Annotated in this window: 22 protein-coding genes; 9 read left to right on the top strand and 13 right to left on the bottom strand. The window is 63.0% G+C overall.

Annotated features, from left to right (window positions below; translation table 11 throughout):
* From trpC to glp, 3 genes are read left to right on the top strand one after another with little or no spacing between them, the layout of a single operon-like run.
* Nucleotides 1-813 (top strand): indole-3-glycerol phosphate synthase TrpC, encoded by an 813-nt coding sequence (gene trpC / locus C7I87_RS14355; RefSeq protein WP_149904826.1) that lies wholly within the window; start codon nucleotides 1-3, stop codon nucleotides 811-813.
* Nucleotides 814-815: 2 nt separating this feature from the next.
* The gene (gene moaC, locus C7I87_RS14350; RefSeq protein ID WP_149904825.1) at nucleotides 816-1,298 is read left to right on the top strand and encodes a cyclic pyranopterin monophosphate synthase MoaC; all 483 of its coding nucleotides are present in this window, start codon (nucleotides 816-818) and stop codon (nucleotides 1,296-1,298) included.
* Entirely contained in the window at nucleotides 1,298-2,503 is a 1,206-nt protein-coding gene (gene glp, locus C7I87_RS14345; protein WP_149904824.1) for a molybdopterin molybdotransferase MoeA, read from the top strand. Before moaC ends, glp begins: the two co-directional genes overlap by 1 nt.
* Before the next feature lie 46 nt (nucleotides 2,504-2,549).
* Here the strand turns inward: glp and C7I87_RS14340 are convergent, their stop codons facing one another.
* Nucleotides 2,550-3,380, bottom strand: a complete 831-nt coding sequence (locus tag C7I87_RS14340) for an alpha/beta hydrolase (protein WP_149904823.1) — start codon at nucleotides 3,378-3,380, stop codon at nucleotides 2,550-2,552.
* 317 nt (nucleotides 3,381-3,697) lie between these two features.
* Between C7I87_RS14340 and C7I87_RS14335 the strand changes: the two genes are divergently transcribed.
* Both C7I87_RS14335 and kynA read left to right on the top strand, forming a co-directional pair.
* A complete protein-coding gene (locus C7I87_RS14335; protein WP_149904822.1) occupies nucleotides 3,698-5,323 on the top strand; it encodes an AMP-binding protein in 1,626 nt (541 codons plus the stop codon).
* Nucleotides 5,320-6,156, top strand: coding sequence for a tryptophan 2,3-dioxygenase (kynA, locus tag C7I87_RS14330; protein ID WP_149904821.1), 837 nt, complete (start codon nucleotides 5,320-5,322; stop codon nucleotides 6,154-6,156). The genes C7I87_RS14335 and kynA overlap by 4 nt, the downstream gene beginning before the upstream one ends.
* A gap of 4 nt (nucleotides 6,157-6,160) precedes the next feature.
* Here the strand turns inward: kynA and kynU are convergent, their stop codons facing one another.
* From kynU to C7I87_RS14310, 4 genes are read right to left on the bottom strand one after another with little or no spacing between them, the layout of a single operon-like run.
* Complete coding sequence (kynU, locus tag C7I87_RS14325) at nucleotides 6,161-7,408, bottom strand: kynureninase (RefSeq protein WP_149904923.1); 1,248 nt, start codon at nucleotides 7,406-7,408, stop codon at nucleotides 6,161-6,163.
* Between the two features lie 33 nt (nucleotides 7,409-7,441).
* The gene (locus tag C7I87_RS14320; RefSeq protein ID WP_149904820.1) at nucleotides 7,442-8,365 is read right to left on the bottom strand and encodes an ABC transporter permease; all 924 of its coding nucleotides are present in this window, start codon (nucleotides 8,363-8,365) and stop codon (nucleotides 7,442-7,444) included.
* Nucleotides 8,366-8,370: 5 nt separating this feature from the next.
* A complete protein-coding gene (locus C7I87_RS14315; protein ID WP_149904819.1) occupies nucleotides 8,371-9,150 on the bottom strand; it encodes an ABC transporter ATP-binding protein in 780 nt (259 codons plus the stop codon).
* 58 nt (nucleotides 9,151-9,208) lie between these two features.
* Nucleotides 9,209-10,195, bottom strand: coding sequence for an ABC transporter substrate-binding protein (locus C7I87_RS14310; RefSeq protein WP_149904818.1), 987 nt, complete (start codon nucleotides 10,193-10,195; stop codon nucleotides 9,209-9,211).
* A gap of 151 nt (nucleotides 10,196-10,346) precedes the next feature.
* On the opposite strand from C7I87_RS14310, the gene C7I87_RS14305 reads away from it, so the two are divergent.
* Nucleotides 10,347-11,120 carry a GntR family transcriptional regulator gene (locus tag C7I87_RS14305; protein ID WP_149904817.1) on the top strand — a complete coding sequence of 258 codons (774 nt, stop codon included), beginning with the start codon at nucleotides 10,347-10,349 and terminating at the stop codon, nucleotides 11,118-11,120.
* 412 nt (nucleotides 11,121-11,532) lie between these two features.
* The gene (gene lexA, locus C7I87_RS14300; protein ID WP_149904816.1) at nucleotides 11,533-12,276 is read left to right on the top strand and encodes a transcriptional repressor LexA; all 744 of its coding nucleotides are present in this window, start codon (nucleotides 11,533-11,535) and stop codon (nucleotides 12,274-12,276) included.
* Here the strand turns inward: lexA and C7I87_RS14295 are convergent.
* Nucleotides 12,270-14,723: a ComEC/Rec2 family competence protein gene (locus tag C7I87_RS14295; RefSeq protein ID WP_149904815.1), complete on the bottom strand. Its 2,454-nt coding sequence runs from the start codon at nucleotides 14,721-14,723 to the stop codon at nucleotides 12,270-12,272. The genes lexA and C7I87_RS14295 overlap by 7 nt on opposite strands.
* Before the next feature lie 103 nt (nucleotides 14,724-14,826).
* On the opposite strand from C7I87_RS14295, the gene gltX reads away from it, so the two are divergent.
* Both gltX and gltA read left to right on the top strand, forming a co-directional pair.
* Nucleotides 14,827-16,251: a glutamate--tRNA ligase gene (gltX, locus tag C7I87_RS14290; RefSeq protein ID WP_149904814.1), complete on the top strand. Its 1,425-nt coding sequence runs from the start codon at nucleotides 14,827-14,829 to the stop codon at nucleotides 16,249-16,251.
* 183 nt (nucleotides 16,252-16,434) lie between these two features.
* A complete protein-coding gene (gltA, locus tag C7I87_RS14285; protein ID WP_149904813.1) occupies nucleotides 16,435-17,757 on the top strand; it encodes a citrate synthase in 1,323 nt (440 codons plus the stop codon).
* 34 nt (nucleotides 17,758-17,791) lie between these two features.
* Here the strand turns inward: gltA and lpxB are convergent, their stop codons facing one another.
* The 7 genes from lpxB to rseP all read right to left on the bottom strand — a co-directional run bounded on the left by lpxB (nucleotide 17,792) and on the right by rseP (nucleotide 26,020).
* Nucleotides 17,792-18,964, bottom strand: coding sequence for a lipid-A-disaccharide synthase (lpxB, locus tag C7I87_RS14280; RefSeq protein ID WP_149904812.1), 1,173 nt, complete (start codon nucleotides 18,962-18,964; stop codon nucleotides 17,792-17,794).
* On the bottom strand, nucleotides 18,957-19,871 hold the full coding sequence (locus tag C7I87_RS14275) for an LpxI family protein (RefSeq protein ID WP_149904811.1): 915 nt from the start codon (nucleotides 19,869-19,871) through the stop codon (nucleotides 18,957-18,959). The genes lpxB and C7I87_RS14275 overlap by 8 nt, the downstream gene beginning before the upstream one ends.
* Nucleotides 19,843-20,676 (bottom strand): acyl-ACP--UDP-N-acetylglucosamine O-acyltransferase, encoded by an 834-nt coding sequence (gene lpxA / locus C7I87_RS14270; RefSeq protein WP_149904810.1) that lies wholly within the window; start codon nucleotides 20,674-20,676, stop codon nucleotides 19,843-19,845. The genes C7I87_RS14275 and lpxA overlap by 29 nt, the downstream gene beginning before the upstream one ends.
* Before the next feature lie 13 nt (nucleotides 20,677-20,689).
* Nucleotides 20,690-21,157 carry a 3-hydroxyacyl-ACP dehydratase FabZ gene (gene fabZ / locus C7I87_RS14265; RefSeq protein ID WP_015317790.1) on the bottom strand — a complete coding sequence of 156 codons (468 nt, stop codon included), beginning with the start codon at nucleotides 21,155-21,157 and terminating at the stop codon, nucleotides 20,690-20,692.
* The gene (gene lpxD, locus C7I87_RS14260) at nucleotides 21,150-22,205 is read right to left on the bottom strand and encodes a UDP-3-O-(3-hydroxymyristoyl)glucosamine N-acyltransferase (RefSeq protein WP_149904809.1); all 1,056 of its coding nucleotides are present in this window, start codon (nucleotides 22,203-22,205) and stop codon (nucleotides 21,150-21,152) included. Before lpxD ends, fabZ begins: the two co-directional genes overlap by 8 nt.
* Before the next feature lie 73 nt (nucleotides 22,206-22,278).
* The gene (gene bamA / locus C7I87_RS14255; RefSeq protein ID WP_149904808.1) at nucleotides 22,279-24,660 is read right to left on the bottom strand and encodes an outer membrane protein assembly factor BamA; all 2,382 of its coding nucleotides are present in this window, start codon (nucleotides 24,658-24,660) and stop codon (nucleotides 22,279-22,281) included.
* Nucleotides 24,661-24,877: 217 nt separating this feature from the next.
* Complete coding sequence (rseP, locus tag C7I87_RS14250) at nucleotides 24,878-26,020, bottom strand: RIP metalloprotease RseP (RefSeq protein ID WP_149904807.1); 1,143 nt, start codon at nucleotides 26,018-26,020, stop codon at nucleotides 24,878-24,880.
* Nucleotides 26,021-26,082 lie beyond the last annotated feature (62 nt).

Raw genomic sequence — 26,082 nt, 5'->3', positions numbered from 1 at the left:
GTGTCTGACATTCTGCGCAAGATCGAAGCCTACAAGCGCGACGAGATAGCCGCCGCCAAGGCACGCGTGCCGCTGGCCGAGATCAAGGCGCGCGCGAAGGACGCGGACGCACCGCGCGGCTTTCTCGCCGCGCTCGAAGCGAAGCGCAGGTCGGGCGGCTTCGCACTGATCGCCGAGATCAAGAAGGCAAGTCCGTCCAAAGGGTTGATCCGTGCCGATTTCGATCCGCCGGCATTGGCGAAGGCCTATGAGAAAGGCGGCGCCGCCTGCCTTTCCGTACTGACGGACGGGCCGTCTTTTCAGGGCGCGCCGGAATTCCTCACCCGGGGAAGAGCAGCCGTCGCCCTGCCCGCGCTACGCAAGGATTTCCTGTTCGATCCCTACCAGGTCCATGAAGCCCGCGCCTGGGGCGCGGACGCCATCCTGATCATCATGGCCAGTGTTGACGACGCCTTGGCGCATGAGTTGGAAACGACCGCGTTCGAACTCGGCATGGATGCACTCATCGAGGTGCACGACGAGGCCGAGACGGAACGCGCGTTGAAATTGTCGTCGCGGCTGATCGGCATCAATAACCGCAATCTGAGAACGTTCGAGACCAGCCTCGAGACATCCGAGCGGCTGGCGGCGATGGTACCCGCCGGTCGCCTACTGGTCAGCGAGAGCGGCATCTTCACCCATGACGATTGTCTCAGGATGCGGAAGAGCGGCATCGGCACCTTCCTCGTCGGCGAAAGCCTGATGCGGCAACAGGACGTCGCCGCCGCGACGCGCTTGCTCCTGACGGGCAAGGCAATAGCCGAGGCGATCTGATCGTGGCGGCCAACCTCACGCACCTTGGCGCGCAGGGCGAGGCCAACATGGTCGATGTCGGCGACAAGGAACAGACGACGCGCACCGCGATCGCCGAAGGCTTTGTCTCCATGCAGCCCGAGACATTGAAGACCATTCTCGCCGGCAACGCCAAGAAGGGCGATGTGCTCGGCACCGCGCGCATCGCCGGTATCATGGCGGCGAAGAAGACGCATGAGCTGATCCCGCTCTGCCATCCTCTGCTGTTGACCAAGGTCTCCGTCGACATCGAGCCTGATCATGCGCTGCCGGGCCTGAAGGTCACTGCCCTGGCGCGCGTCACCGGCAAGACCGGGGTCGAAATGGAAGCGCTGACCGCCGCTTCCGTAGCCTGCTTGACCATTTACGACATGGCCAAGGCGGTGGACCGCGCCATGGTCATCTCAGGTATCCGGCTGGTCGAAAAGACGGGCGGCAAGTCCGGCGACTACAAGGCGAGTGCCTGATGGCGCTGGTTCCCGTCGCGGAGGCGCTCGAACGCCTGCTTGATGGCGCCGTGCCGCTGGGCGGCGAAAGCGTTCCTCTCATCGAGGCTGCCGATCGTGTGCTGGCGGAACCAGTCGCAGCGCTTCGCACCCAGCCGCCGTTCAACACTTCGGCCATGGACGGCTATGCAGTACAAGCCGCCGACGTGGCGTCGGTGCCGTCGAAACTCTCGGTGATCGGCATGGCGCCGGCCGGGCGTGGCTTTGACGGCACGGTCGGGCGGGCACAAGCCGTGCGCATCTTCACCGGCGCACCGCTGCCTGACGGCGCCGACACCATCGTCATCCAGGAAAACGTCCGGGATCTTGGCGGCGGCGACATCGAAGTGATCGAGCCTACCGTAGAATGGCGCAACATCCGCCGTGTCGGCCTCGACTTTTCCAAGGGCGACCTCTTGCTGGAAAAGGGGCGCGTGTTGGACCCGGCAGCCCTTTCGCTGGCGGCATCGGCCAACCACCCCCGAGTGAACGTGGTGAAACGGCCGCTGGTCGCCATCATCGCCACCGGCGACGAGTTGCTGCCGCCCGGCAGCGAACTCGGGCCGGACCAGATCATCTCGTCCAACGCCTATGGCGTCGCCGCGGCGGCACAGTCGGTCAGTGCCCGCGCGCTCGATCTCGGTATTGCCGCGGACCGCAAGGACGCCATCGCCGCCCTGGTCAGGAAAGCGGTTGCGGCGGGCGCCAATGTCATCGTCACGCTGGGCGGCGCCTCGGTCGGCGACCACGACCTGATCCATGACGTGCTAACTGGCGAAGGCATGACCCTCGGCTTCTGGAAGATCGCCATGCGTCCCGGCAAGCCGCTGATGTTCGGACTCCTCGGCGATATCAGATGCATCGGCCTGCCCGGCAATCCGGTGGCAAGCCTGGTCTGCTCGCAATTGTTCCTGAAGCCGCTTCTGGCAAGGCTGGGCGGTCGCGCCTACCGTCAGGACATCCGTCAAGCACGGCTGGGCACCGCAATGCCGGCCAATGATCTGCGCCAGGATTATGTGCGGGCGGTGGTCAGGGAAGACCACGGCGAACTGGTGGCAACGCCGTTCGGCATCCAAGATTCCTCGATGCTGAGGATGCTGGCCGACGCCAACGGGCTGGTCGTACGGCCGCCATTTGCCCCTGCATCCGCTGCCGGAGACGTTTGCAGCGTTCTGATGTTACGCTGAAGAATTGTCTCCTAAATAGCGGACAACCGCAAAAAAATGGTCCGGGCTATTCCGAGATCAAGGTCCGCGTCAACGCGTGCGCAGGGTCGGCAAGGCCATCGACAACGTCGTAATGATGCCGATCGGGCTCGACCACGGCGCTGGTGGCGGCACCCAACCCGGTCCAGATGTTGGCCAGCAACGCATTCTGGCGCAGGAACTCGGAACGCTCCCCGCCGCCGGCCCAGCAGGTGATACGGACACCGTCCATGGGCCGCAGCAGTGCCGGGCTTTCCGTCAGCGCCTCATGCTCATCGATTTTCAGCGCTGCGTTCATGTCGGTGCGCATCAGCGGACGCAAATCGTGCAAGCCTGAAATCGAAACGACATGGCGTATGCGCCGCGCGACATCGGCCGCCAAAGGCGTTGATGTCGTCACCATGCGGCTGGCGAGATGTCCGCCGGCCGAATGTCCGGTCAGCATCAGCGGCCCGTCGACCATTGTCGCGGCCTTGCCGATCGCCGCGCCGATTTCGTTGACGATACCGGCAATGCGTATGTCCGGGCACCGCGTGTAGGACGGCATGGCCACGGCAAAACCGTTGCCGACCCCGCCACCGGCGAGATGCGACCACAAGCTCTTGTCGGTCTCCATCCAATAGCCGCCATGGATGAACACCACGAGTCCCCTGGGGGCGGCCTTGGGAAGGAACAGGTCGAACCGATTGCGCGGCCGATCGCCATAGGCGATGTCGATGCGTGCCCGGCCCTGCGCCGACAGCGCATCGCGGAACGCTTGCGCGGGTTCCGCCCAGGCGGCCGGCCAACGGTCGCTGCCGGCGATATTGGCGCCGTTGGCGTAGGCATTGTTCCAATCGGCAATGCGATGGTCGAGCATCGGCACCCTCCCCCGAAGCGGCTTCGTTTCAACAGTAGCAGTGGCCGCCGCCATGTCATGCGTCAATGCTCCAGGGCAGAACATTTTAGGCTTGAAACAAATTTCGACTGGTGCGATCCTGCCTGCAGAACAGCCGACAAAAAATGGGAGGTCCGCTGTGCTGTCCGAACGTGTCGGTGATCGCCTTTGCGGTGGCATTTCGACAGGGTGTTTGCCGGCCGCACGAAGCCTTTCGCGAGAGACAGGAATTCAGATCCACCGCCTCCGGCCAGGTGCTCCCGCACGCTGGCCGCGCAGCAGACAGGGATAGCGGCGACATGCTTGGGCCTTCAGCGCATACCGACACGTTCACGCGCGATCATCTGCCGCCGCCCGAGCAATGGCCCGACTTTCTGCTCGACGGCTTCGACTACCCAGAACATCTCAATGCCGGGGTCGAACTGACCGACAGGCTGGTCGAGAAGGGCCTCGGCGACCACACCGCCCTGATCGGCAACGGCCGCCGCCGCACCTACAAGGAACTGTCCGACTGGACGAACCGGCTCGCCCACGCGCTGGTCGAGAATTATGGCGTCGAGCCGGGCAACCGGGTGCTGATCCGCTCCGCCAACAACCCGGCAATGGTTGCCTGCTGGCTTGCCGCCACCAAGGTCGGCGCCGTCGTCGTCAACACCATGCCGATGCTGCGCGCCGGTGAACTCACCAAGATCGTCGACAAGGCCGAGATCACGACCGCGCTCTGCGACACCAGACTGATGGACGAGATGACCGCCTGCGCCAAGGACAGCGCGTTCCTGAAGCAGGTGATCGGCTTCGATGGCACCGCAAACCATGATGCCGAGCTCGATCGCGCCGCTCTCGACAAGTCAGTCACATTCACCGCCGTCAACACCGGCCGCGACGACGTCGCCCTGCTCGGCTTCACTTCGGGCACCACGGGCGTGCCGAAGGCGACGATGCATTTCCACCGCGATCTGCTGATCATCGCCGATGCCTACGCCCGTGAAGTCCTGCAGGTGACGCCGGACGACATCTTCGTCGGCTCGCCACCGCTCGCCTTCACCTTCGGCCTTGGCGGGCTGGCCATCTTTCCGCTGCGCTTCGGCGCGGCGGCGACGCTGCTGGAACAGGCAACGCCGCCCAACATGATCCACATCATCGAGACCTACAAAGCGACCATTTCCTTCACCGCGCCGACCGCCTACCGGGCAATGCTGAAGGCCATGGACGAAGGCGCTGATCTGTCATCGCTGCGCGTCGCCGTCTCGGCCGGCGAGACCTTGCCGGCTCCGGTCTTCGAAGAGTGGACGAGAAAGACCGGCAAACCGATCCTCGACGGCATCGGCGCCACCGAAATGCTGCACATTTTCATCTCCAACCGCTTTGACGACAGGAAGCCGGGTTCGACCGGCAAGCCGGTCGGCGGTTACGAGGCGCGCATCGTCGACGACGAGATGCACGAGGTGCCGCGCGGCGAGCCCGGACGGCTGGCGGTGCGCGGCCCGACCGGCTGCCGCTACATGGCCGATGACAGGCAGAAGGACTATGTGCGCGACGGCTGGAACCTCACCGGCGACACCTTCACGCAGGACGAGGACGGCTTCTTCCACTTCGCCGCGCGTTCCGACGACATGATCGTCAGCGCCGGCTACAACATTGCCGGCCCCGAAGTCGAGGCGGCGCTGCTGTCGCATCCCAATGTCGCCGAATGCGCCGTCATCGGCGCCGAGGATGGCGAGCGCGGCCAGATCGTCGAGGCGCATGTCGTGCTGGCGCAAGGCGTGGCGCCAGACGCGATGACCGTCAAGCGCCTGCAGGACCATGTCAAGGCAACCATCGCGCCCTATAAATACCCACGATCGGTCAAATTCATCGCCGCTCTGCCCAAGACCCAGACCGGCAAGATCCAGCGCTTCCGGCTGCGTACGGAGAAAATCAATTGAGCGAACCCTACGATCCGGCGTCCGAAGGTGCTGAGATGTCGTTCAAGGAACGCATGTCCTACAGCGATTATCTGCACCTGGAGAAAGTGCTCGACGCGCAGGCGCCGCTGTCGTCGGCGCATGACGAAATGCTGTTCATCATCCAGCATCAGACATCGGAACTCTGGATGAAGCTCGCCTTGCACGAGATCGGTGCCGCGATCCGCTCCATCCGCGCCGACCGGCTTGAGCCGAGCTTCAAGATGCTGTCGCGCGTCGCCCGCATTTTCGAACAGCTGAACAACGCCTGGGACGTGCTGCGGACCATGACACCAAGCGAATACACCGAGTTCCGCGATGCGCTCGGCCAGTCCTCGGGTTTCCAGTCCTGGCAGTATCGCGCCATCGAGTTCATGGCCGGCAATCGCAACCTCGCCATGCTGGGACCGCACAAGCACCTGCCGGACCTCAGCGCCAAACTGGAGGCAATCCTGACCGAGCCGTCGCTCTACGACGAAGCGCTGCTGCTTCTGGCACGCAACGGCTTCGACATTGGAGCGGACGCAAAGCGCGCGGACTGGCGCGAGACGCGGACCGAGAACGAAGAAGTCCTCGTAGCCTGGCAGACCATCTACCGCGATCCGCAACGCTACTGGATGTTCTACGAACTGGCCGAGAAGCTGGTCGATTTCGAGGACTATTTCCGCCGCTGGCGCTTCAACCACGTCACCACGGTGGAACGCATCATCGGCCTGAAGCGCGGCACCGGCGGCACATCGGGCGCCTCCTATCTCAAGAAGATGCTCGAGGTCGTCCTGTTTCCAGAACTCTGGAACGTCCGTACCCGGCTTTGACTGCTCACGTAACAGCAGTCTTGACCGCGAAGCGCACATCCTTCCAGGCACCGGTGCGCAGGATATCTTCCAGCACCTCGACCGCCTGCCAGACATCGGTGTAACCGACATAGAGCGGCGTGAAGCCAAAGCGGATCGTCGACGGCGCGCGGAAATCGCCGATCACGCCGCGCTCGATCAGGGCCCGCATCACCTGGTAGCCATGTGGGTGAATGAACGAAACCTGGCTGCCACGCGCATTGCCGTCGCGCGGGCTTTCCAGCTCCAGGCCGTAGGCGCCGCATCTGGTCTCGACGAGCTGGATGAACAGGTCGGTGAGCGCGATGCTCTTCTTGCGCACCGCCGCCATGTCGACATCGTCCCAGACATCCAGCGCCCCCCTCAGCGCCCGCATCGACAAGACGGGCTGCGTGCCGCACAGGAACCGGCGGATGCCACTGCCCGCAGCATAGCCCTGTTCGAAGGCGAAGGGCCGCGCGTGACCCCACCAACCACTGAGCGGTTGCTGGACTTTGTCGTGATGACGCTCGGCGGCGTAGATGAAGGCTGGCGCGCCCGGACCGCCGTTGAGGTATTTGTACGTGCAGCCGATGGCGAAATCGGCATTGGCGCTGTCGAGCTCGACCGGCAAGGCGCCGGCCGTATGGCAGAGATCCCAGACGATCAGCGCGCCGACCTCATGGGCTTTGCGCGTCAGCGCGGCCATGTCACGCAGCTGTCCGGATTTGTAGTTGACATGGTTGACCAGGATGACGGCGACGCGTTCGTCGATCAGGTCCTCAATCGTCGGCGCATCCACGCCCTCTAGCCGCAACACGGTGCCGGGTCGCGTCGAGGCTACGCCTTCGGCCATGTAGAGGTCGGTTGGAAAGCTGTCGCCTTCGGCGACGATAACCGACCGGTCCGGCCGCATGCCAAGCGCGGCATGCAGCACCTTGTAGATGTTGATCGAGGTCGTATCGCACACCACCGTCTGCCCCGCCGCCGCACCGATCAGCCGTCCCAGCTGATCGCCAAGCGCGACCGGCATGTCGAACCAGCCGGCGGTGTTCCAGGCACGGATCAAATCCTGTGCCCACTCCTGCGTCGCAGCCTTCTGCAGCTCGCTGAAGACCGCGGGAGCCGCCGCGCCCAACGAATTGCCGTCTAGATAGATGACGCCTTTCGGCAAAATGAACCGGTCGCGCATGGCACGCAGTGGGTCCGCCGCATCCATGGCTTCGACGGCTGCGAGATCGAGCGTTGCACGCATCATTTGTGACATTCCCTGATTTTTCACGCCTGGTTATTCACGGATCGCTTCGCGTGCTGGCGCCGGCCCGCGGCCACGCTTGAGGCTGGGCAAGGCAAGCATGGCCAGCACGAACAGGCCCGTGGCAAGCTTCAGATCAGGCGGCGGCATGCCGGCGGCAAGGCAGAACGACACCAGCTGGTAGTAGATGATCGCCCCGGCGAAGGGCGCCAGCAGCTGACGCCAGACCGTCTGCTTGCCGACGACGGCCTCGCCAATCATCAGCGCGGCAAGGCCGTTGATGAGAATGCCTAGACCCATATTGACGTCGGCGAACCCTTGCGACTGCACCATCAGCGCGCCGCTCGATGCCGAAAAAGCGCTCGCCAGCCCGACACCGCCTATGGTCGCAGCCCAGACATTGATGCCTTGCGCCTCGGCCATGTCAGGATTGGCGCCCACGGCGCGCACGGCAGTCCCCTTCTCGGTCCTGAAGAACATGTAGAGCAGCATGAAGGCGACAAGCGCGAGAAGCCCCGCGACGATGATCTTGCTGGCCGGGAACCCAGGCCGCGCGAACGGTACCCAGTCGAACACCGCCGGCGAGCCGAAGACGGAGAGATTGGATTTGCCCATGATCCGAAGGTTGATGCTGTAGAGCATCGTCATCATCAGAATGCCCGCAAGAAGCGTGTGGATGCGGAAACGCAGATGGATGAAGGCGGTGCAACAGCCCGCCGCGAAGCCGGCAACAAGGGCCGCGGCGACGCCCATCAGCGGCGATGCGCCGGCGGCAAGGAGAACGCCGCAGACGCAGCCGCCCAGCGGAAAAGCGCCTTCGCTGGTGAGATCGGGAAAATTCAGCATACGGAACGGGATCATGATCCCGAGCACGACAAAGGCCAGTATCAGGCTTTGCGCCAGGGTGACCGGCATGATCGCGACGAAGCTGGTGAGAACCTCCTGAATGAAGCCCATGATGATCAGTTCGCCAGCAGCATGCGGTCGGTCTTGACGGAGAAATGGCCGATCAGATCGATAACCGTGACCCTCGCCTTCTCTTCGCCGGCGACCTCCAGGAGCACGCGGCCCGCGTCGAGCATGATCACCCGGCTGCCGTAGTCGACGGCATGCTGCATGTTGTGGGTCACCATCAAAGTCGTCAGCTTCAGTGCCCTGACGGCGCGCACCGTTGCCTGCATGACGATCTCGGCCGTGCGCGGGTCGAGCGCTGCGGTATGCTCGTCGAGCAGCAGCAAATCCGGCGATCCGCCGACCGCCATGATCAGCGACAGCGACTGCCGCTGTCCACCCGAGAGCAGGTCGACGCGTGTGTCTAGGCGGTTTTCAAGGCCGAGGCCCAGTATCGACAGGCGTTCCTTGTAGGACGCAAGCCGGGTGGCGTTCAGTCCCTGGCGCAAGGTGCGCTTGCTGCTGCGCAAATCAGCCAGCAGCATGTTTTCCGCAACTGTCATGCTCGCGGCGGTGCCGCGCATCGGATCCTGGAACACGCGGGCCAGTTTCGCGGCGCGCTGGTGCACCGGCATGTCTGTCACATCGGCGCCATTGATCAGGATCTGGCCGGAATCGAGGATCAGAGCGCCGGAAATGGCGTTGAGCATGCTGCTCTTGCCCGCCCCGTTGGAGCCGATGACGATGCCGAACTCGCCTGTGGCCAGCGACAGGCTGAGACCGTCCAGCGCGACCTTCTCGTCGGGCTGGCCCTTGTAGAACACTTTACGCGCGGATCGGATCTCGAGCATCGTTCCTCCCTGACCTCAGGGTGACGGCGTCCGTGCCGTCACCCTCGCAGCCCCGATGTCAGTCGACGATACAGCCGCAATCGGCCATCGAAGCCGGTATCTCGATGCCGAACGCGGCCATCGCCTTGCGCGAGATCGTTGCCATGTGGTCCTTGTAGGCCGGGCGCGACGGCGCGATCGTTTTGGGATCCTTGCCCTTTAGGATCTCGGCGGCGATGTTGCCGGCATTGACGCCGACCTGCGTGTAGTTGACCGCGAAACTCGCCGGCACGGTGCCGTTGCGGACCGCGCTGTCATCGGAGTTGACGACCGGGATACCGGCCTGGCGGGCGGCGGCGGAGACAGCGGCGATCGCCGGCTGGATCAGGTTCGAGGCCGGCCCGTAGATCACGTCGGCCTTGCCGGCGAGCGAAGCGATGCGTTGCTGGATGTCGTTGACGTTGTCGATGCCGACCTCCACCACCTCGAAGCCTGCGGCGGGTGCCGCCGCCTTAATCTTTTCGACCAAGGCAACGTCATTGGCCTCGCCCGGATTGTAAGGCACGCCGAAGCGCTTGGCGTTCGGCAGGAGCTTCTTGGTGAAGGCCATCACCGCGGCGACGTCCTGCAGATCGCTGGCGCCGGTCATGCCTTCGTCTCCGGCGTCCCATGACGGCACCAGCTTGGCCGCCACCGGATCGGTGACCGCGGCAAAAACGATCGGAATGCCGGAGCCCGCGAGCGCCTTCTTGGCGATCTGCGAGACCGGCGTGGTGATGGTGTAGATCAGCTTGGGCTGCTCCGCCTGCAGCTTAGCGATCATCTGCGGCACCAGCGATGCATCGAAATTGGTATGGCTCTCCGTGTAGACGACGTCCTTGCCCTCGACGAACCCATTGTCCGTCAACGCCTTCTTGAAGCCGGCAATAGCGGCGTTGAGCTGCGGATGCTCGCCGAAATTGGCAATGCCGATGCGTACCTGATCGGCAGCGGCATTACCCGCGCTCACCATCAACGCGCCGGCCAGGAACAAACCCGACAACCAAGCGGATTTCGACTTCGACATCATTTCCTCCCAGATTTGATCAGCGCCGCTTGCAGCGGCTACTGCGGCGATCATGGTGAGTCCGCTGGCTCATGTCAAACATTATATATAATTCTTGCCATGCCCCAACATCATATATAATTTCGGGCAGCCAGACGATGGATAGACCGCGATGCAGGATCAAACCAGCTCCACAAAGACGGAGGCAGCCTATCAGCTGTTGCGACGCGATATCCTGACCACGCGCCTCATGCCCGGCGCCCCGCTCAAGCTGAGTGCGCTGCGCAGCACCTATGGAGTCGGTTGGACGCCATTGCGCGAAGCCTTGTCGCGGCTTGAGGCCGAACGTCTGGTCGCCGCCATCAGCAATCGTGGTTTTACCGTTGCGCCGGTGTCGCGGGCCGAACTGGAGGATCTGGCACGCGCCAGGATGGTGGTCGAGATACCCCTGTTCCTCGAATCGATGGAGAAAGGCGGCAAGGAGTGGGAGGATGCCGTGGTCACCGCCCACTACCGGCTCTCCCGTTGCAAGACCGCGGTCGATGATCCCTCGGATGCGGCCGTCGACAAATGGGACGAGAACCATGAGGCTTTCCATGCGGCGCTACTGAGCGCCGCCACATGCGACTGGCTGCTGCGTTTCCGCTCGACAATCTCGGATCAGCTGCGCCGGCATCATCGCTTTCTTGGTCTGGCGCCGACATTGCGGGCCGCGGCCGGCCTCAAGGATGGCTATGAAGAGGCGATGGAGGCACTGCGCGAAGCGATTGCCATCGAACACCATACCGCGATCATGGAAGCGGCACTCGATCGTGACATCGAGCGGGCCAAGGCGCTGATGACGGCGCATATCGGCTACACCCTGCACGTCTATGTCCACAGCGAAGACAGCGGCGGCGCCAAATACGCCGCCCGCGCCGGCAGCTTGAAAGCTGTTGTCGGATGACTTCAGCGCTGCCGCGGCGCCACTCGCACGCACTTGCTCGGAGGAGTTCGACCCTGGATCCGTTGCTTCTACCAAAGCCACCGGCCGTTGGCGTTTTGATTTCGTTTCGTTCCGCCGGAGTGGATCGAACAATTCCGCAAATCCACTCTATGGATGTGCTCCAAAACGGCTGATGCCAAGCCTAGGCGGCGGATGGGGCCACAGGCCATTAACCAAAACGATTTCAATGTGCCCGCCGATGGCGGAAAAGATCGGCGCCTGCCAATTGGCCCGGGCAAAAAACTTCAGACGCCTTAACAAATTCATTAAACTTTAAACGGTTGCGGAACACAACTGGAACAGATAGTGTTTGTTCTGGGTTTGTTTTTTCGATTCCGGTTCAGACCTTTCGTTCAATGCCTTGGGGGCCGCCATGCTGACACGCAAGCAACATGAACTGCTGATGTTCATCCACGAACGGCTCAAGGAAAGCGGGATACCGCCCTCCTTCGACGAGATGAAGGAAGCCCTCGATCTTGCCTCCAAGTCGGGGATCCATCGCCTGATCACGGCGCTGGAGGAACGCGGTTTCATTCGCCGGCTACCCAACCGGGCGCGCGCGCTGGAAGTGCTGCGGCTGCCGGACTCGATCGCGCCGGGACTCAATGCGGCAAAGAAGTTCTCGCCAAGCGTCATCCAGGGCAGCCTTGGCCAAGGCAATCTCGGCCGCCAGATCAGGCCGGCGGCGGCGCCTTCGCGCCTGCCGGCGGCCGGCAACGACGACGATGCGGTTTCAGCCGTGTCCATCCCGGTCATGGGCCGTATCGCCGCCGGTGTGCCGATCGATGCCATCCAGCATCAGACGCATTCGATCTCGGTGCCGCCGGACATGATCATAGGCGGCGCGCACTATGCGCTGGAGGTCAAAGGCGACTCGATGATCGAGGCCGGTATCTTCGACGGCGACACGGTCATCATCCGCAATGCCGATACGGCAAGCCCTGGCGAAATCGTCGTGGCACTGGTCGACGAGGAAGAAGCGACGCTGAAGCGGTTCCGTCGTAAAGGCGCCTCGATCGCACTCGAAGCCGCCAACCCCGCCTATGAAACCCGGATCTTCGGACCGGATCGGGTCAAGGTGCAAGGCAAGCTCGTTGGGCTGATCAGGCGCTACTGAGCCGGTTTGCCACCGGGCTTGTCGGGCTTTTTAAAGGGCGGCAGCCCCCTCGCCTCGCGTGAGAATTTTCGCTGCTCGTGCCAGGGCCGATACGGTCCGTCGACGGCGAATTCGATCGCGGCCGGGGTCGTGGCCGACTGGGGGTCGAAGAAGACGGCAGCACTCCCCTTGCGGGCGAGCTGCCGCTTCGTGACGACGAGAACCAGCGGATTGTGGCAGGCGTCATAGGCGGTCGCGTCATTGACGACGATCAGGTCGGCGAATGCGCAGGCCTTCCAGGTGTTCTTGCGATCCTCGACATAGGCGATGATCGCACCGGAGGGATGCCTGGCAAGGCACAGGCCTTCACGGCAATAGAACGGCGACCCCTGCGGCAGGTCGGTGGGACTGGCGATATCGAATTGCCCGTCCGTCTTGTCGAATATTTCCGGTTTGACGATTGTTTCGGAGACCAGGGCGCGTTTCCAGTTGTCGGTTGCGAATTCGTTCGGACGTTCCCGGTTGACGGCCAGTTCGCCATTGCCGATCGGCAGTGCCACCAGCCGCGCATCTTCCGAGATCAGCACATCGGGCGTGCGGGTGTCCGACACAGTCAACAGGCCGGCAAGTGCGAATGGCAGCGCGGCAAGCCGCAGCCAAGTCGTCGCCATAGTCGCGATGACCAGCGCGACGGTGACCAGCAGTACGGACTGCTGCGAAATCAGCCCGACCCCATCGATGGGAGAGCGCTCCGATATCCATGCCGATACGGCGATCATCGCCGTCAGGCCCTTGCCCATGAGGTAGAGAGCCGGCCAATCCAACCCGAACGGCATCAGCAAGGCGCTGGCAACTGCCAGGAACATCACGAGCGACACGATCGGCATTACGGCCAGATTGGCGAACACGCTGAGCGGCGACACCCGCTGGAAATGCCAGATGGCAAACAGCGCCGTTGCGCTGCCGGCGATGATGGACGTCATGACCAATCCACCTGTCGCCAAAAGGAATTTTCGCGTCAGGAACCCGGGTAGGGATCGCTTTGGCGGCGGTGGCCTCGTCTTTCCCGCGCGGTGGTCGGCCCAGCCGGCATAAGCGCCAACCAGAGCCGCGGTTGCCGCGAACGACATCTGGAAGCTCGGGCCGACGACCTCGTGCGGAGAAACCAGGATGACGGCGATCGCCGAGATCGCCAGGTTGCGCATGGTCAGCGCCGCGCGATCGAACAAGACGGCGACCAGCATCACCGCCAGCATGATGAAGCTGCGTTCGGCCGCAACGACGACGCCGGAGATGACGAGATAGGCGGCGATCGAGAAAAGGGCGGCGGCGGCGGCGTATTTCTTCACTGGCCGGCGCGCGGAAAAGCGCGGAAACAGCGCGAAGGCACCGCGCAGCAGACCCATGATGGTGCCGGCTACCAGCGCCATATGCAGTCCCGAAATGGAGATGATGTGATAGATGCCGGTGCGCCGCATCGCTTCGTTGATTTCATTGGGAATGCCGGCGCGTACGCCGACGATCAGCGCCGCCGCGATCTCGCCTTCGGCGCCGCCAATGCTGCCCCTGATATGGCCGGCGATGGCTTCTCGGGCATTTTCAATGCCTGAAAGAAGGCGTGCCGACAGCGGCATCTCGCCGTAGTCGGCGGAAACAACCGTTGGATTGCCGAGAAAGAAGCCGCTGCCGCCGATGCCGGCGAAATAGCTGTCGAAGGAGAAGTCATAGCTGTCCGGCCGCACCGGACCGGTCGGCGGCAGCAGTTTGGCGTAGCCTGTGACAAGCGAGCCGGCGGTCATTTCCGGCGGTATCTTGCGTGCCGAAAGCCGGACCCTTTCCGGCGCATAGCGCAGTTTTGGCCGGGCGGTCGAAATCACGTCCATGGTCAGCCGGATGCGGCCAGTCTCCATCTCTTCGACCGAGACCACGCGGCCGGTCAGTTGCGTCGAGATTTCCGAGCCCAGCATCCGAGTTCCGGCTCGCCATGTTTCTACCTTCGCCGCGAGCAGGCCCAGCACGCACAACAGCATTGCCATGAAACACAGATGAGTTTTGGGCCAGGAGCGCGAGACGAATGCGCAGACCGCCGCCAGCATGACCGCCGCGACGGGTTTTGCAAAATCAGGCTCGGACGCCAGCGAAAAATAGCCGACGGCCCCAACGGCCAGGCAGACCGGCACCAGCAGGAAGGCGATGCCTCGGTCGAGCTCTAACTCCGCCGCCTTGGCCACGCCGTGGCGCAGGCGAGGCAGTGATATCAGGCCGATTTGCCGGCGTACGCGCACAATCCTGCGTGCGGCAGGAGACGGAGTTGGCGTCGGGCCATCCGCCTGCAGCGGCTGGGTTGCGGGTGCAGCCACGAGCGGCGATGGCAGTGGGATCGCCGGAGGCGTCGCAAACAGGGACCGCTCGCTGACGCCGACAATGGCGCCCTCGCCCCGATCCGAGCCCCGGCCTCGTCCAGTCATCGGGTCTGCCCCTTGCGCCCTCGACACCCTATGCTACATGAACGCGCGACGCGCGAAAGTCCGCGCACCCCGCACCCAGCTTCAGACGTTTTCCGAGAGTTTCATGCCCGACAAGGTCATCACCCGTTTTGCCCCCTCGCCGACCGGCTATCTGCACATCGGCGGCGCGCGCACGGCGCTGTTCAACTGGCTCTATGCCAAGCACACCGGCGGCACGATGCTGCTGCGCATCGAGGATACCGATCGCGAGCGTTCGACCGATGCGGCCACATCGGCCATTCTCGACGGACTGACCTGGCTTGGCCTGTCATGGGACGGCGATGCGGTCTCCCAATTCGAGCGCGCGCCGCGCCATCGCGAGGTGGCTGAGGAACTGGTGCGCCTGGGCAAGGCCTATTACAGCTACGAGACTTCGGCCGAGCTCGAGGCGATGCGCGAGGCAGCACGCGCCAAGGGCCTGCCGCCGCGCTATAACGGCCACTGGCGTGACCGCGACCCTTCGGAGGCACCCACCGGCGTCAAGGGCGCCATCCGCATCAAGGCACCGACCGAGGGCGAGACAGTGGTGCAGGACCGGGTTCAGGGTGAGGTGCGCTTCCCAAACAAGGATCTCGACGACTTCATCATCCTGCGCTCGGACGGCAACCCGACCTACATGCATGCCGTCGTCGTCGACGATCACGACATGGGCGTCACCCACATCATCCGTGGCGACGATCACCTGACCAACGCCGCGCGCCAGACCGTGATCTACAACGCCATGGGCTGGGACGTGCCTTCGATGTCGCATATCCCGCTTATCCATGGCGCCGACGGCGCCAAGCTGTCAAAGCGCCACGGCGCGCTGGGCGTCGAGGCCTATCGCGCCATGGGCTATCTGCCGGAGGCGCTGCTCAATTACCTGGCACGCCTCGGCTGGAGCCACGGCGACGACGAAATCATGTCGATCAAGGATATGATCTCCTGGTTCGACATCGGCGACGTCAACAAGGGCGCGGCGCGCTTCGATTTCGCCAAGCTGGAAGCGATCAATGGCGCGCATATGCGCCGCATGGCCGATACCGAACTGTTCGATATCTTCATCCCCACCCTGCCCTATCTCGAGGGCGGCCCGGCGATGGCGGCGCGCCTCGACGAGAAGAACAAGGCGCAGCTGCTGGCGGCACTTCCGGGCCTGAAGGAGCGCGCCAAGACGCTGGTCGAGCTTGTCGACGGAGCCGGTTTCCTGTTTGCCGCGCGGCCGTTGCCGATCGACGACAAGGCGGCACTCCTGCTCAATGACGATGCCCGCAAGATCCTGCGCGGCGCTCACGAAGCTTTGAAGTCGCTGTCAGGCGACTGGACCGCGGCCACGGCCGAGGCCGCTATCCGCGACTATGCGCTGGCTGGCGGCCACAAACTTGGTGCCGTGGCCCAGCCGTTGCGGGCCGCCTTGACCGGCAAGAGCACGTCACCAGGCGTTTTCGACGTGCTGGCCGTGCTGGGGCGTGAGGAAAGCCTGGCGCGCATAGCGGATCAAATCGATTAGGAGCAAACTGGCCCAAGAAGATTGGCATTGAAAGGCGCGTTTCGCAGTGCAACATTAGGCTCTGGCCCAATCTGGCACGCACCTCCTAGAATGCGGTGGCGAATACGCGCATTGCGGTGATTTCGACGTGTCGCTCTGCGGAATTTGCCTTTGCCGGCATGAGGAAACAAGAAGGAGTTTGCAATGACCGAAGCTGCGAAAAAAATGGATGTGGGCGGCCAGGAGGCCACGGCAACGCTGGAATTCGCCGGCAAGACCCACGAGTTCAAGGTGCGAAGCGGCTCGGTCGGACCTGACGTCATCGACATCGCCTCGCTCTACAGCACCACCGGCGCCTTCACCTATGACCCCGGCTTCACCTCGACGGCAAGCTGCGAGTCGGAGATCACCTTCATCGATGGTGACGCCGGCATCCTCCTGCATCGCGGCTACCCGATCGACCAGTTGGCCGAACACGGCGATTTCCTCGAGGTCTGCTACCTCCTGCTCTACGGCGAACTGCCGACCAAGGCGCAGAAGGACGATTTCGATTATCGCGTGACGCGCCACACCATGGTGCACGAGCAGATGTCGCGCTTCTTCACCGGCTTCCGCCGCGATGCGCACCCGATGGCGGTGATGTGCGGCGTGGTCGGCGCTCTTTCGGCCTTTTATCACGACTCGACCGACATCTCCGACCCATACCAGCGCATGGTTGCGTCCATGCGCCTGATCGCCAAAATGCCGACGATCGCGGCCATGGCCTACAAGTACCACATCGGCCAGCCCTTCATTTACCCGAAGAACGAGCTGAATTTCGCCGCCAACTTCCTGCACATGTGCTTTGCCGTGCCATGCGAGGAATACAAGATCAACCCGGTGCTGGCCCGCGCCATGGAGCGCATCTTCATCCTGCACGCCGATCATGAGCAGAACGCTTCGACCTCGACCGTTCGTCTCGCCGGCTCTTCGGGCGCCAACCCCTTCGCCTGCATTGCCGCCGGCATCGCTTGCCTTTGGGGCCCGGCCCATGGCGGCGCCAATGAAGCGGCGCTCAACATGCTGGGCGAGATCGGCCATGTCGATCACATCCCGGAATTCATCGCCCGTGCCAAGGACAAGAACGATCCGTTCCGCCTGATGGGCTTTGGCCACCGTGTCTACAAGAACTACGATCCGCGCGCCAAGATCATGCAGAAGACGGCGCATGAGGTTCTGGGCGAACTCGGCATCAAGGACGATCCGCTTCTCGACATCGCGATGGAACTGGAAAAGATCGCGCTGACCGATCCCTATTTCATCGAGAAGAAGCTCTATCCGAACGTCGACTTCTACTCCGGCATCACGCTGAAGGCGCTGGGCTTCCCCACCACCATGTTCACCGTGCTGTTCGCTGTTGCCCGCACGGTCGGCTGGATCGCGCAATGGAAGGAAATGATCGAGGATCCCCGCCAGAAGATCGGCCGCCCGCGCCAGCTCTACACCGGCGCGCCGGAGCGCGACTACGTACCGATCGCCAAGCGCTGAGCGGTGCCGGACTGATGACCGAAAAAGGCGTCCGTCAGGGCGCCTTTTTTATGTGACGCAAGACCACGCCCGCCGCGATCTCACCGGACGGCTTGTCCGTCGCCATCCGCCGTGAGATCTCGGCAAACCCGTCTTTCTGCCAGGCGCGCATGCCACTGTCGGCGAACAACGCTTCCAGCTGCCGCGCCAGATTGTTCGGTTTGACGTACTCGTTGTAGAACTCCGGGATCAACGCGCGATCGGAGATCAGGTTGGGCAGCAGGGCCGACCAGACGGAAACGAGATACGGCGCGACGACGCGCGCGACAGGGTCGAGCCGGTAGCTAGAGATCATCGGCACCCCGGACAATGCCAGTTCCAGGGACACCGTGCCGGACGCGATCAACGCGGCGTCGGCCTTGCCGAAGGCCTGCCATTTGCGCTCGGGCCCAAGGATGATCTCGGGCTTCTCGTCCCAGCGCGTGACCGCGGACCGCACGGTATCCGCGACATGCGGAACCGTCGGCAGCATCAGCCGGAGCCGATGCCCACGAGCCCGCAACATCGACACGGTCTCGCCAAACGGCTCGAGCAGCCGCCGCACCTCGCCGCGCCGCGAGCCGGGCAGGACGAGCAGCGTCTTCACGCGGTCCGGTGAAAGGTCACGCGGCTGGGCTTGCGCCTTTGCCGCCGCCAGCACGCCCGGATCATGCGTCAGGCGATGCCCGACATAGGTGCCGGGCGGACCACCCAGCCGGTCGAGCTCCTTCACCTCGAACGGCAGGATGCACAGGATGTGGTCGACATAGGGCTTCATCGCCACCGCCCTGCCCGGCCGCCATGCCCAGACGCTCGGGCAGACATAATGGACGATCGGGATCGACGGGTTGGCCGCGCGCACCTTTTTGGCGACGCGCAGCGAAAAATCGGGGCTGTCGATGGTGATGAGGCAGTCAGGCTTGGCGTCCGCAACCATTCCTGCCATCTGGCCGATCCGCCGCATCAGGCGCGGCAGGTCACGCAGGACGGCGCTGAACCCCATCAACGCGACCTCGCCGGCGTCGAACGGGGAAACCAGCCCGAGCGCCTGCAGGTGGCGGCCGCCGAGGCCGACGAGTTGCACCTCGCGACCTGTTGTCTGGCGGAGCGACCGAACGATGTCGGCGCCAAGCAGGTCGCCTGACTCCTCGCCCGCGACGATCGCGATCTTCAGCGCTCTGTCAGCCATCCCCGGACTCCGTTGCGGCCAGGCCGACAATGAACAGCCCAAGGTCATTGGCACGCGAAAGGGTTGCGGGGCCTTCGAGGATCAGGGAGCGTCCCGCTTCGACGGCAATGCCCGCAAGCCCGGCCGCATGCGCTGCTTCCACCGTCTGTGGCCCCATGGAAGGAAGATCCGCGCGCAGCTCCTGGCCAGGCTTGGCGCATTTGACCAGAACGCCGCGCGTCTTGCCGGCGATACGGCCGTGGCCGCGCAGCAGCCTGGCGCGGTCCAGCAATCCGGCCGTGCCCTCGATGCCTTCAAGCGCGATGGTCCGGCCGCCAACCGCGATCGCCGCCTGTCCGATATCGAGTGCCCCGATGGCCTTTGCCGCGGCGAAACCTGCCTCGATGTCGCGCCAGTCCGATTTCTGAGGCGCGGCCCTGGTCAACACTCCTTCGGCGGCGACAAGGTTCGGCACGATCTCGTGGGCGCCCACGACCTTGATCCCCCGCGCCTCGAGCCCGCGCGCCACCACCTTGAGCAGCCCATCATCGCCACGCGCCAACGCCATGACAACGACGGGTATCACGGCGAGCAGGCTGAGGCTTGGACGCAGATGTGTCAGTCTTGGTCGGCGCTTTATCTCGCCGGCAAGCACCAGATGGGTAATCCGGTTACGCTTGAGCAGCGGAACGAGCGATCCTATCGCCTCCAGGGCAAGGGTCTCGTGCTCATACTGACACAACTCGGGCAGACGGTCGGCCTCACCTTCCATAAGCACGATGAAGGGCGGATGACCCTGTTCGACCAGACCGGCAGCGACTTCGACAGGAAGGCTACCGCCGCCGGCGATGATGCCGACCTTGGCATCAGGCGGGAGATCAAGACCAGCCGTGGCTGTCTCAGCCTTCGTCATCGGTATCGTCGCCATCGCCGCCCTTGAGCGATGGCACCGCATAGTGCCGCTTGCCGCGACTGGTGATGAAGTCGATGATCTTCATGGCAGTCGGCGACGAGGCGAACTCGGCCTTGGCGAGCTCGATGTTCTCGCCGACGGTGCGGGAGCGGTCGAAGATCGTCTTGTAGGCCTTGCGCAGCAGATAGATCTCGGAACGCGGCAGACCGGCGCGCTTGAGGCCGATGATGTTCAAGCCGCGCAGGCTGGCGCGGTTACCGACCGCGATGGCATAGGGAATCACATCACCGACAAAAGCCGAGCACCCGCCAAGAAAGGCGTTGTCGCCGACACGCACGAATTGATGAACGGCGCTGAGGCCGCCGATATAGACATTGTTGCCGATCTCGCAGTGTCCCCCCAATGTCGCCCCATTGGCGAAGGTAGCGTTGTTGCCGACGACACAGTCATGGGCAATATGGGCGTAAGCCAGAAAATTGCCATTGTCGCCCACTGTCGTTTCGCCGCGGCTGGTGTCGGTGCCGACATGCATGGTCACGCCTTCGCGGATGGTGCAGTTGGCGCCGATGACCAGCGTGGTACGGCCGCCCTTGTGCTTGGTGTTCTGCGGCGGTCCGCCCAATATCGCCATCGGATAGACCTTGGTCGACGCTCCGATGGTGGTCGCGCCCATGACCGAGACATGGCTGACCAGTTCGACGCCGTCGCCGATCACAGCGTCGGCGCTGACATGGCAGAACGGCCCAATTCGCACACCCTGGCCGATTTGGGCGCCTTCTTCCACGACGGAGGAAGGATGGATCGACGTCTTGATTTTCATAGGCACTCGATCGTCAGTCGCCGGTGACCATCATGGCTGAAATCTCGGCCTCGGCTGCCTTGGTACCTTCGACCAGGGCTTCGCAGGCGAATTTGAGCAGGTTGCCGCGCTTCTTGATTTTCTTGACATGGATCTTCAACTGGTCGCCGGGAACGACCGGTTTGCGGAATTTGGCGTTGTCGATGGTCAGGAAATAGACCAGCGACGGCTTCGACGCCCCGAGGCTGCGGATGCAGATGGCGCCGGCCGTCTGCGCCATGGCCTCGACGATCAGCACGCCCGGCATCACCGGCTGCTCCGGGAAATGCCCCTGAAAATGCGGCTCGTTTATGGTCACGTTCTTGATGCCGATGGCGGAGTCGTCGCCATCGATGTCGACGATGCGGTCGATCATGAGGAACGGGTAACGGTGCGGCAGGAGCTTCATCAGCCCCAATATGTCGACCGCTTCCAGCGTTGTCGCCGCCACCATGTCAGCCATTGTCCTTGCCCTGCTTGCGTGCCCTGGCCATCGTGCGCAACATGGCTATCTCTCGCATGGCTTCCGCCATCGGCTGTGCCGGATAGCCACCCCATATCTCGCCGGCGGGAACATTGCTCATAAATCCACTTCTGGCGGCAAGCTTGGCACCTGTACCAATCGTCAGATGATCCGCAAGCCCGACGCCGCCGCCCATGGTGACATTGTCCCCCACCACCACGGAACCGGAAATACCTGAAAGCCCGGCTACTATGCAATTGCGACCGATGCGGACGTTATGGGCGATCTGCACGAGATTGTCGATCTTGGTACCTTGCCCGATGACCGTATCGGACATGGCGCCGCGATCGACTGTGGAGTTGGAGCCGATCTCGACATCGTCCTGGATGATGACGCGACCGATTTGCGGAACCCGTTCCGGCCCCTTGGCGCCGCCGACAAAGCCAAAGCCGTCCTGGCCGATCCTGGCGCCACCATGGATGATGACCCGATTGCCGATCAGTGCATACTGGATGCTGGCGCCCGGGCCGACATAGCCGTCACGGCCGATCCGGCAAGACTGTCCGATGACGGCGTTTGGCGCAATGACGGTGCGGCTACCGATCGAGACACCTGGGCCGATGACCGCGCCGGCCTCGATGATAGCACCGGCCTCGACATGCGCGGTCGGGTCGATATGGGCATGCGGCGAAACACCGGTTTCGCCCGTCATCGGCCCCGGCGTGGCGGCTGTCGGGAACAGGAGGCGCCCAACCAGAGCAAAAGCCTGCTGCGGCCTGGGATGTATCAGCACAGCAATGCCGGCAGGCGCCTTGTTTGCGAAGTCCGCCGGACACAGGACCGCTGCCGCCCGCAGCGACGGCATCAGCGCTGAATTGCGCCTGCCGTCGACGAAGACGAGCGCGTTGGCGCCACCTTCACTGGCTGGCGCCAGCGCTTCGATCGAAACGTCGGATTGGCCGGAATCGACAAGCGCCGAGCCGGTCAGATTCGCGACTTCGGCCGCCGTATACCGGCGTGATGGCGCGAAGAACACCGGATCGGTCATTCCAGAAGCTATATCCAGCTAGGTCGGAACATTTCTCCCGGATCCAAAACCCGGGAGCATCGTTGGCCGCCGATCAGAAGCGGGTCGATATGCCGAAGTTGAATTCCTGCACGTCGTCCGTTGCTTCCTTCTTGACCGGAATCGCATAGTCGATACGGATTGGCCCGAACGGCGAGGCCCACATCAGGCCGAGACCGACCGAGGCGCGCACCTGCAAACCGGTCGAGTCCTGATTGACCAGCGCCTGATTGGCGATCTTGTTTCCGTAGAGCGTCGCCGCATCGGCAAACACCGCACCGCGCAAACCGAAGCTCTCGGGAATAACCGGCAGTGGGAACTGGGCTTCGGCCGAAGCGTTGAAGTAGGTCGTGCCACCCAGATGATCGCCGCTGGTACCAGCAGCGACCGGGCCAATACCACCATAGGCAAAGCCGCGGATCATGCGATCGGTGCTCTGGAAGTGGTCGAAAATGCGCAGGTCGCCGTCGCTGCCGTAGCCCTCGACATGACCGGCGCCACCCGAAAGGAGGCCGACAAGGTCAAGCTGTTCGGACAGCGTCTGATAGATGCTGCCGCGTCCAGTGATCTTCACGAATTTGGCATCGCCACCGAGACCCGCGACCTCCACGGTCGTGTTGGCGTAGATACCCTCGTGTGGGTTCTTCATGTCGTCGATCGTGTTGTAGACCAGTCCCAGGCTGACCGAGGACTTGATCCACGGACTCTGCTCAATGCCGTCCAAGATGGCCTGTGAGATGTTACAGGTGCCGTCGGGATCGATGTCGCTGGTAGGACCGCAACTTTTGTCGACCTTATACTTCTCCTGCGAGATGTTGTACGCCAGCTGGGTCGTGATGCTGTTGGTGATCGGCAGTCCGAAGCGGATCGTCGCGCCGGTGGTGTCGCTGTCGTAGTTGTTGTTGTATTCCCGCGTCGACTTGTAGATGTCGAAGCCGGCAGCGATGCGCCGTCCGAGGAAATAGGGCTCGGTGAAGGACAGGCTGTAATCGCGCGAGTTCTTGCCGCCGCCGGCCGACACCTTGATGAACTGGCCACGGCCGAGGAAGTTGCGCTCGGTGATCGATCCTTCGACGGACGGTCCGGCCGAATCTCCACCGGTCGAATAGCCGGCACCAACCGAGAATTCACCCGTCGACTTCTCGACCACGTCGACCACCAGCACGACCTGATCAGGTGCCGAGCCAGGCACAGTCGAAATGTCGACTTTGTCAAAATAATTCAGGTCTTCCAGGCGCTTCTTCGCGCGCTGGACAAGCACCTGGTTGAACGCGTCGCCTTCGCTGACATCGAATTCGCGGCGAATGACATAGTCACGCGTACGATCGTTGCCGCGGATCTCGATGCGCTCGACATAGGCCTTGGTGCCCTGGTCGACCGTGTAGACCACCGAAATGGTGTGGTTCTCGAAGTTGCGGTCGCCACGCGGCGTCACCTGCGCGAAGGCGTAGCCGGAACCGGCCACCTTCTCGGTCAAGGCAATGATGGAGTCTTCGACATTCTTGGCGTTGTAGACATCGCCCTTGCGGGTTTCGACCACCGACTCCAGAGACTTGGAGTCCACTTCCGGGATCGTGCTTTCGACGCTGATGTCGCCGAAAGTATAGCGCTCGCCTTCCTGGACGGTGATGGTGACCGTGTATTTGTTGGTCGCATTGTCGAGTTCGCCGACAGCGGACACGACCTGGAAATCGGCATAGCCGTGATTGTAGTAGAAACGGCGCAGCAGTTCCTGGTCGGCGCGCAGCTTGTCTTCGTCATAGACGTCGTCTCGCAGGATGAACGAGACCCAGGACGAGCGCTTGGTGTTGATCACGTCCGACAGGCGGCGGCTGGAATAGGCGCTGTTGCCGACGAAATTGATTGCCGCGATCTGCGTGCGATCGCCTTCGGTGATGTGGAAGACCACATTCACGCGATTGTCGCCGAGATCCATGACCTGCGTGGTCACGCCGGCGTCGTCACGGCCGATGCGCCTGTAAGCGGCCTTGACCGCCTCGACGTCCGAATCGAGCGTAGCTTGAGAGAACGTGCCGCGCGGCTTCAGCTGAACCGCTGCTTGAAGCGCGTTGTCCTTGAGCTTCTTGTTGCCCTGGAACAGGACCTGATTGACGACCTTGTACTCGGAAACTTTGACCACCAGGGTCGAGCCGACCTGGTTGATCTGGACATCCGAGAACAGGCCGGTGCCGAACAGCGCCTTGACCGCGCTATCGACATCGGAGCTGGAGAAGGCCTTGCCGGGCTTGATGGTGATGTAGTTGCGGATGGTATCGGCGTCGACACGCTGGTTGCCGCTCACCTCCACCCTGCTTACGACAGCGGCTTCGGCCGCCGATGTGGCAACGAACTGCACTGCGAGCGCACCTGGTACGACCAGAGCGGCGGACAGTGCCGCCGCTGACGCGGCGTTTAGAAACTTGGATGCTGCCTTCATCGGGCTTAATAACCTTTTCTCGTAGTCCCCACGGCGAGAAAACCGGACGTGCGGTCATTTCCCCTACCGTATTAACCGGATTTTCCCTACACGCAAGGCTTCTGGTTAATTTGTATTTACTTAACCCTGTTGCGTGGCTTTCGCGTCACTCATATCCCCGTGCATGGTAAACGGCGTCTCAACATCGACCATGCCCAGGCCAAATTCCTTCATGATTTCAGCACCCAAAGAGATCGTTCCAGAACACGAACGCCATGAAGCACAGCACCAGAAGCAGACCGGCCCGATAGGCCATTTCCATCATCCGTTCCGACACCGGCCGGCGGATGACGGCCTCCACCCCGTAGAACAACAGATGGCCGCCGTCGAGGGGGGGAATCGGCAAAAGGTTTAGAATGCCTATGCCGACGGAGAGCAGCGCGACAAGCTGCACCAGCCACTCGAAACCGAGTTTGGCAGCCTTGCCGGCCATGTCGGCGATCTTGACCGGACCGCCCAACTGGCACTTGTCCTCGCGCCCGACGACGAAGCGCTGCAGAAACTGGCCTGTGCGCTCGATGACGTGGCCCGTTTCCTCAACGGCTGCCGCAACGGCTCCCACCGGGGTGTATGTGATGAGACGAGGCTGGCCGAGTTCCTTGTTGTTGACGACGCCGATCACCGCAACCTTGACCTTGTTGCCGAGCGCGTCCTCCTGTTCCATCAACTGCGGCGTCGCGGTCACCGTGACCTCCTTGCCGCTGCGCAGCATGACGAAGGTGATGGTATCGCCGGCCCGGCCCGACACCAGCCGCTGCACGTCGCCGAAGGTTTCGACCTTGCTGCCGTCAACGCTGACGAATCGGTCGCCAGGCAAAATGCCGGCCTTGGCCGCTGGACTGTCGGCGGTGACCTCCGCCACCATGGGCTCTGCGACATAACGCCCATAGGAGGCAAACAGCACGGAAAAGACGACGATCGTCAGCAGGAAGTTGAACAGCGGCCCGGCCACCACCGTTGCGGCGCGCTTCCAGATCGCCTGGGTGTGGAAGGCAACCTTGCGTTCCTCATCGGTCAGCGTTTCGAGTTCTTCCGATGTCGGCTGGCTGGAGGTGGCGCTCATGTCGCCGACAAACTTGACATAGCCGCCAAGCGGGATGGCGCAAAGCTTCCAGCGCGTGCCGTGCCTGTCGTTGAAGCCGATGAGTTCCGGACCGAAGCCGATCGAGAAGGCCCTGACCCCGATGCCGCACCAGCGGCCGACGAGGTAGTGGCCCATCTCGTGAACGAACACCACCACGGTCAGCACGAACAGAAACGGCACGAGAGTGCCTAGAAAGAGGCCATCCGTGCTGAAAATCGCGTGAAGAATCTCGTTCAACTCAGGCCCTCAAATTCTTCCGCGGTCGCGCCGTGACTGTGACATCAATCCAGGCGAATCCA

Origin of the sequence: Mesorhizobium sp. SARCC-RB16n (genome assembly GCF_008520305.1) — a bacterium.
GTDB lineage: Bacteria > Pseudomonadota > Alphaproteobacteria > Rhizobiales > Rhizobiaceae > Mesorhizobium.
Note: the sequence above shows the minus strand (reverse complement) of the source record. Positions and strands in the feature narration are given on the sequence as shown.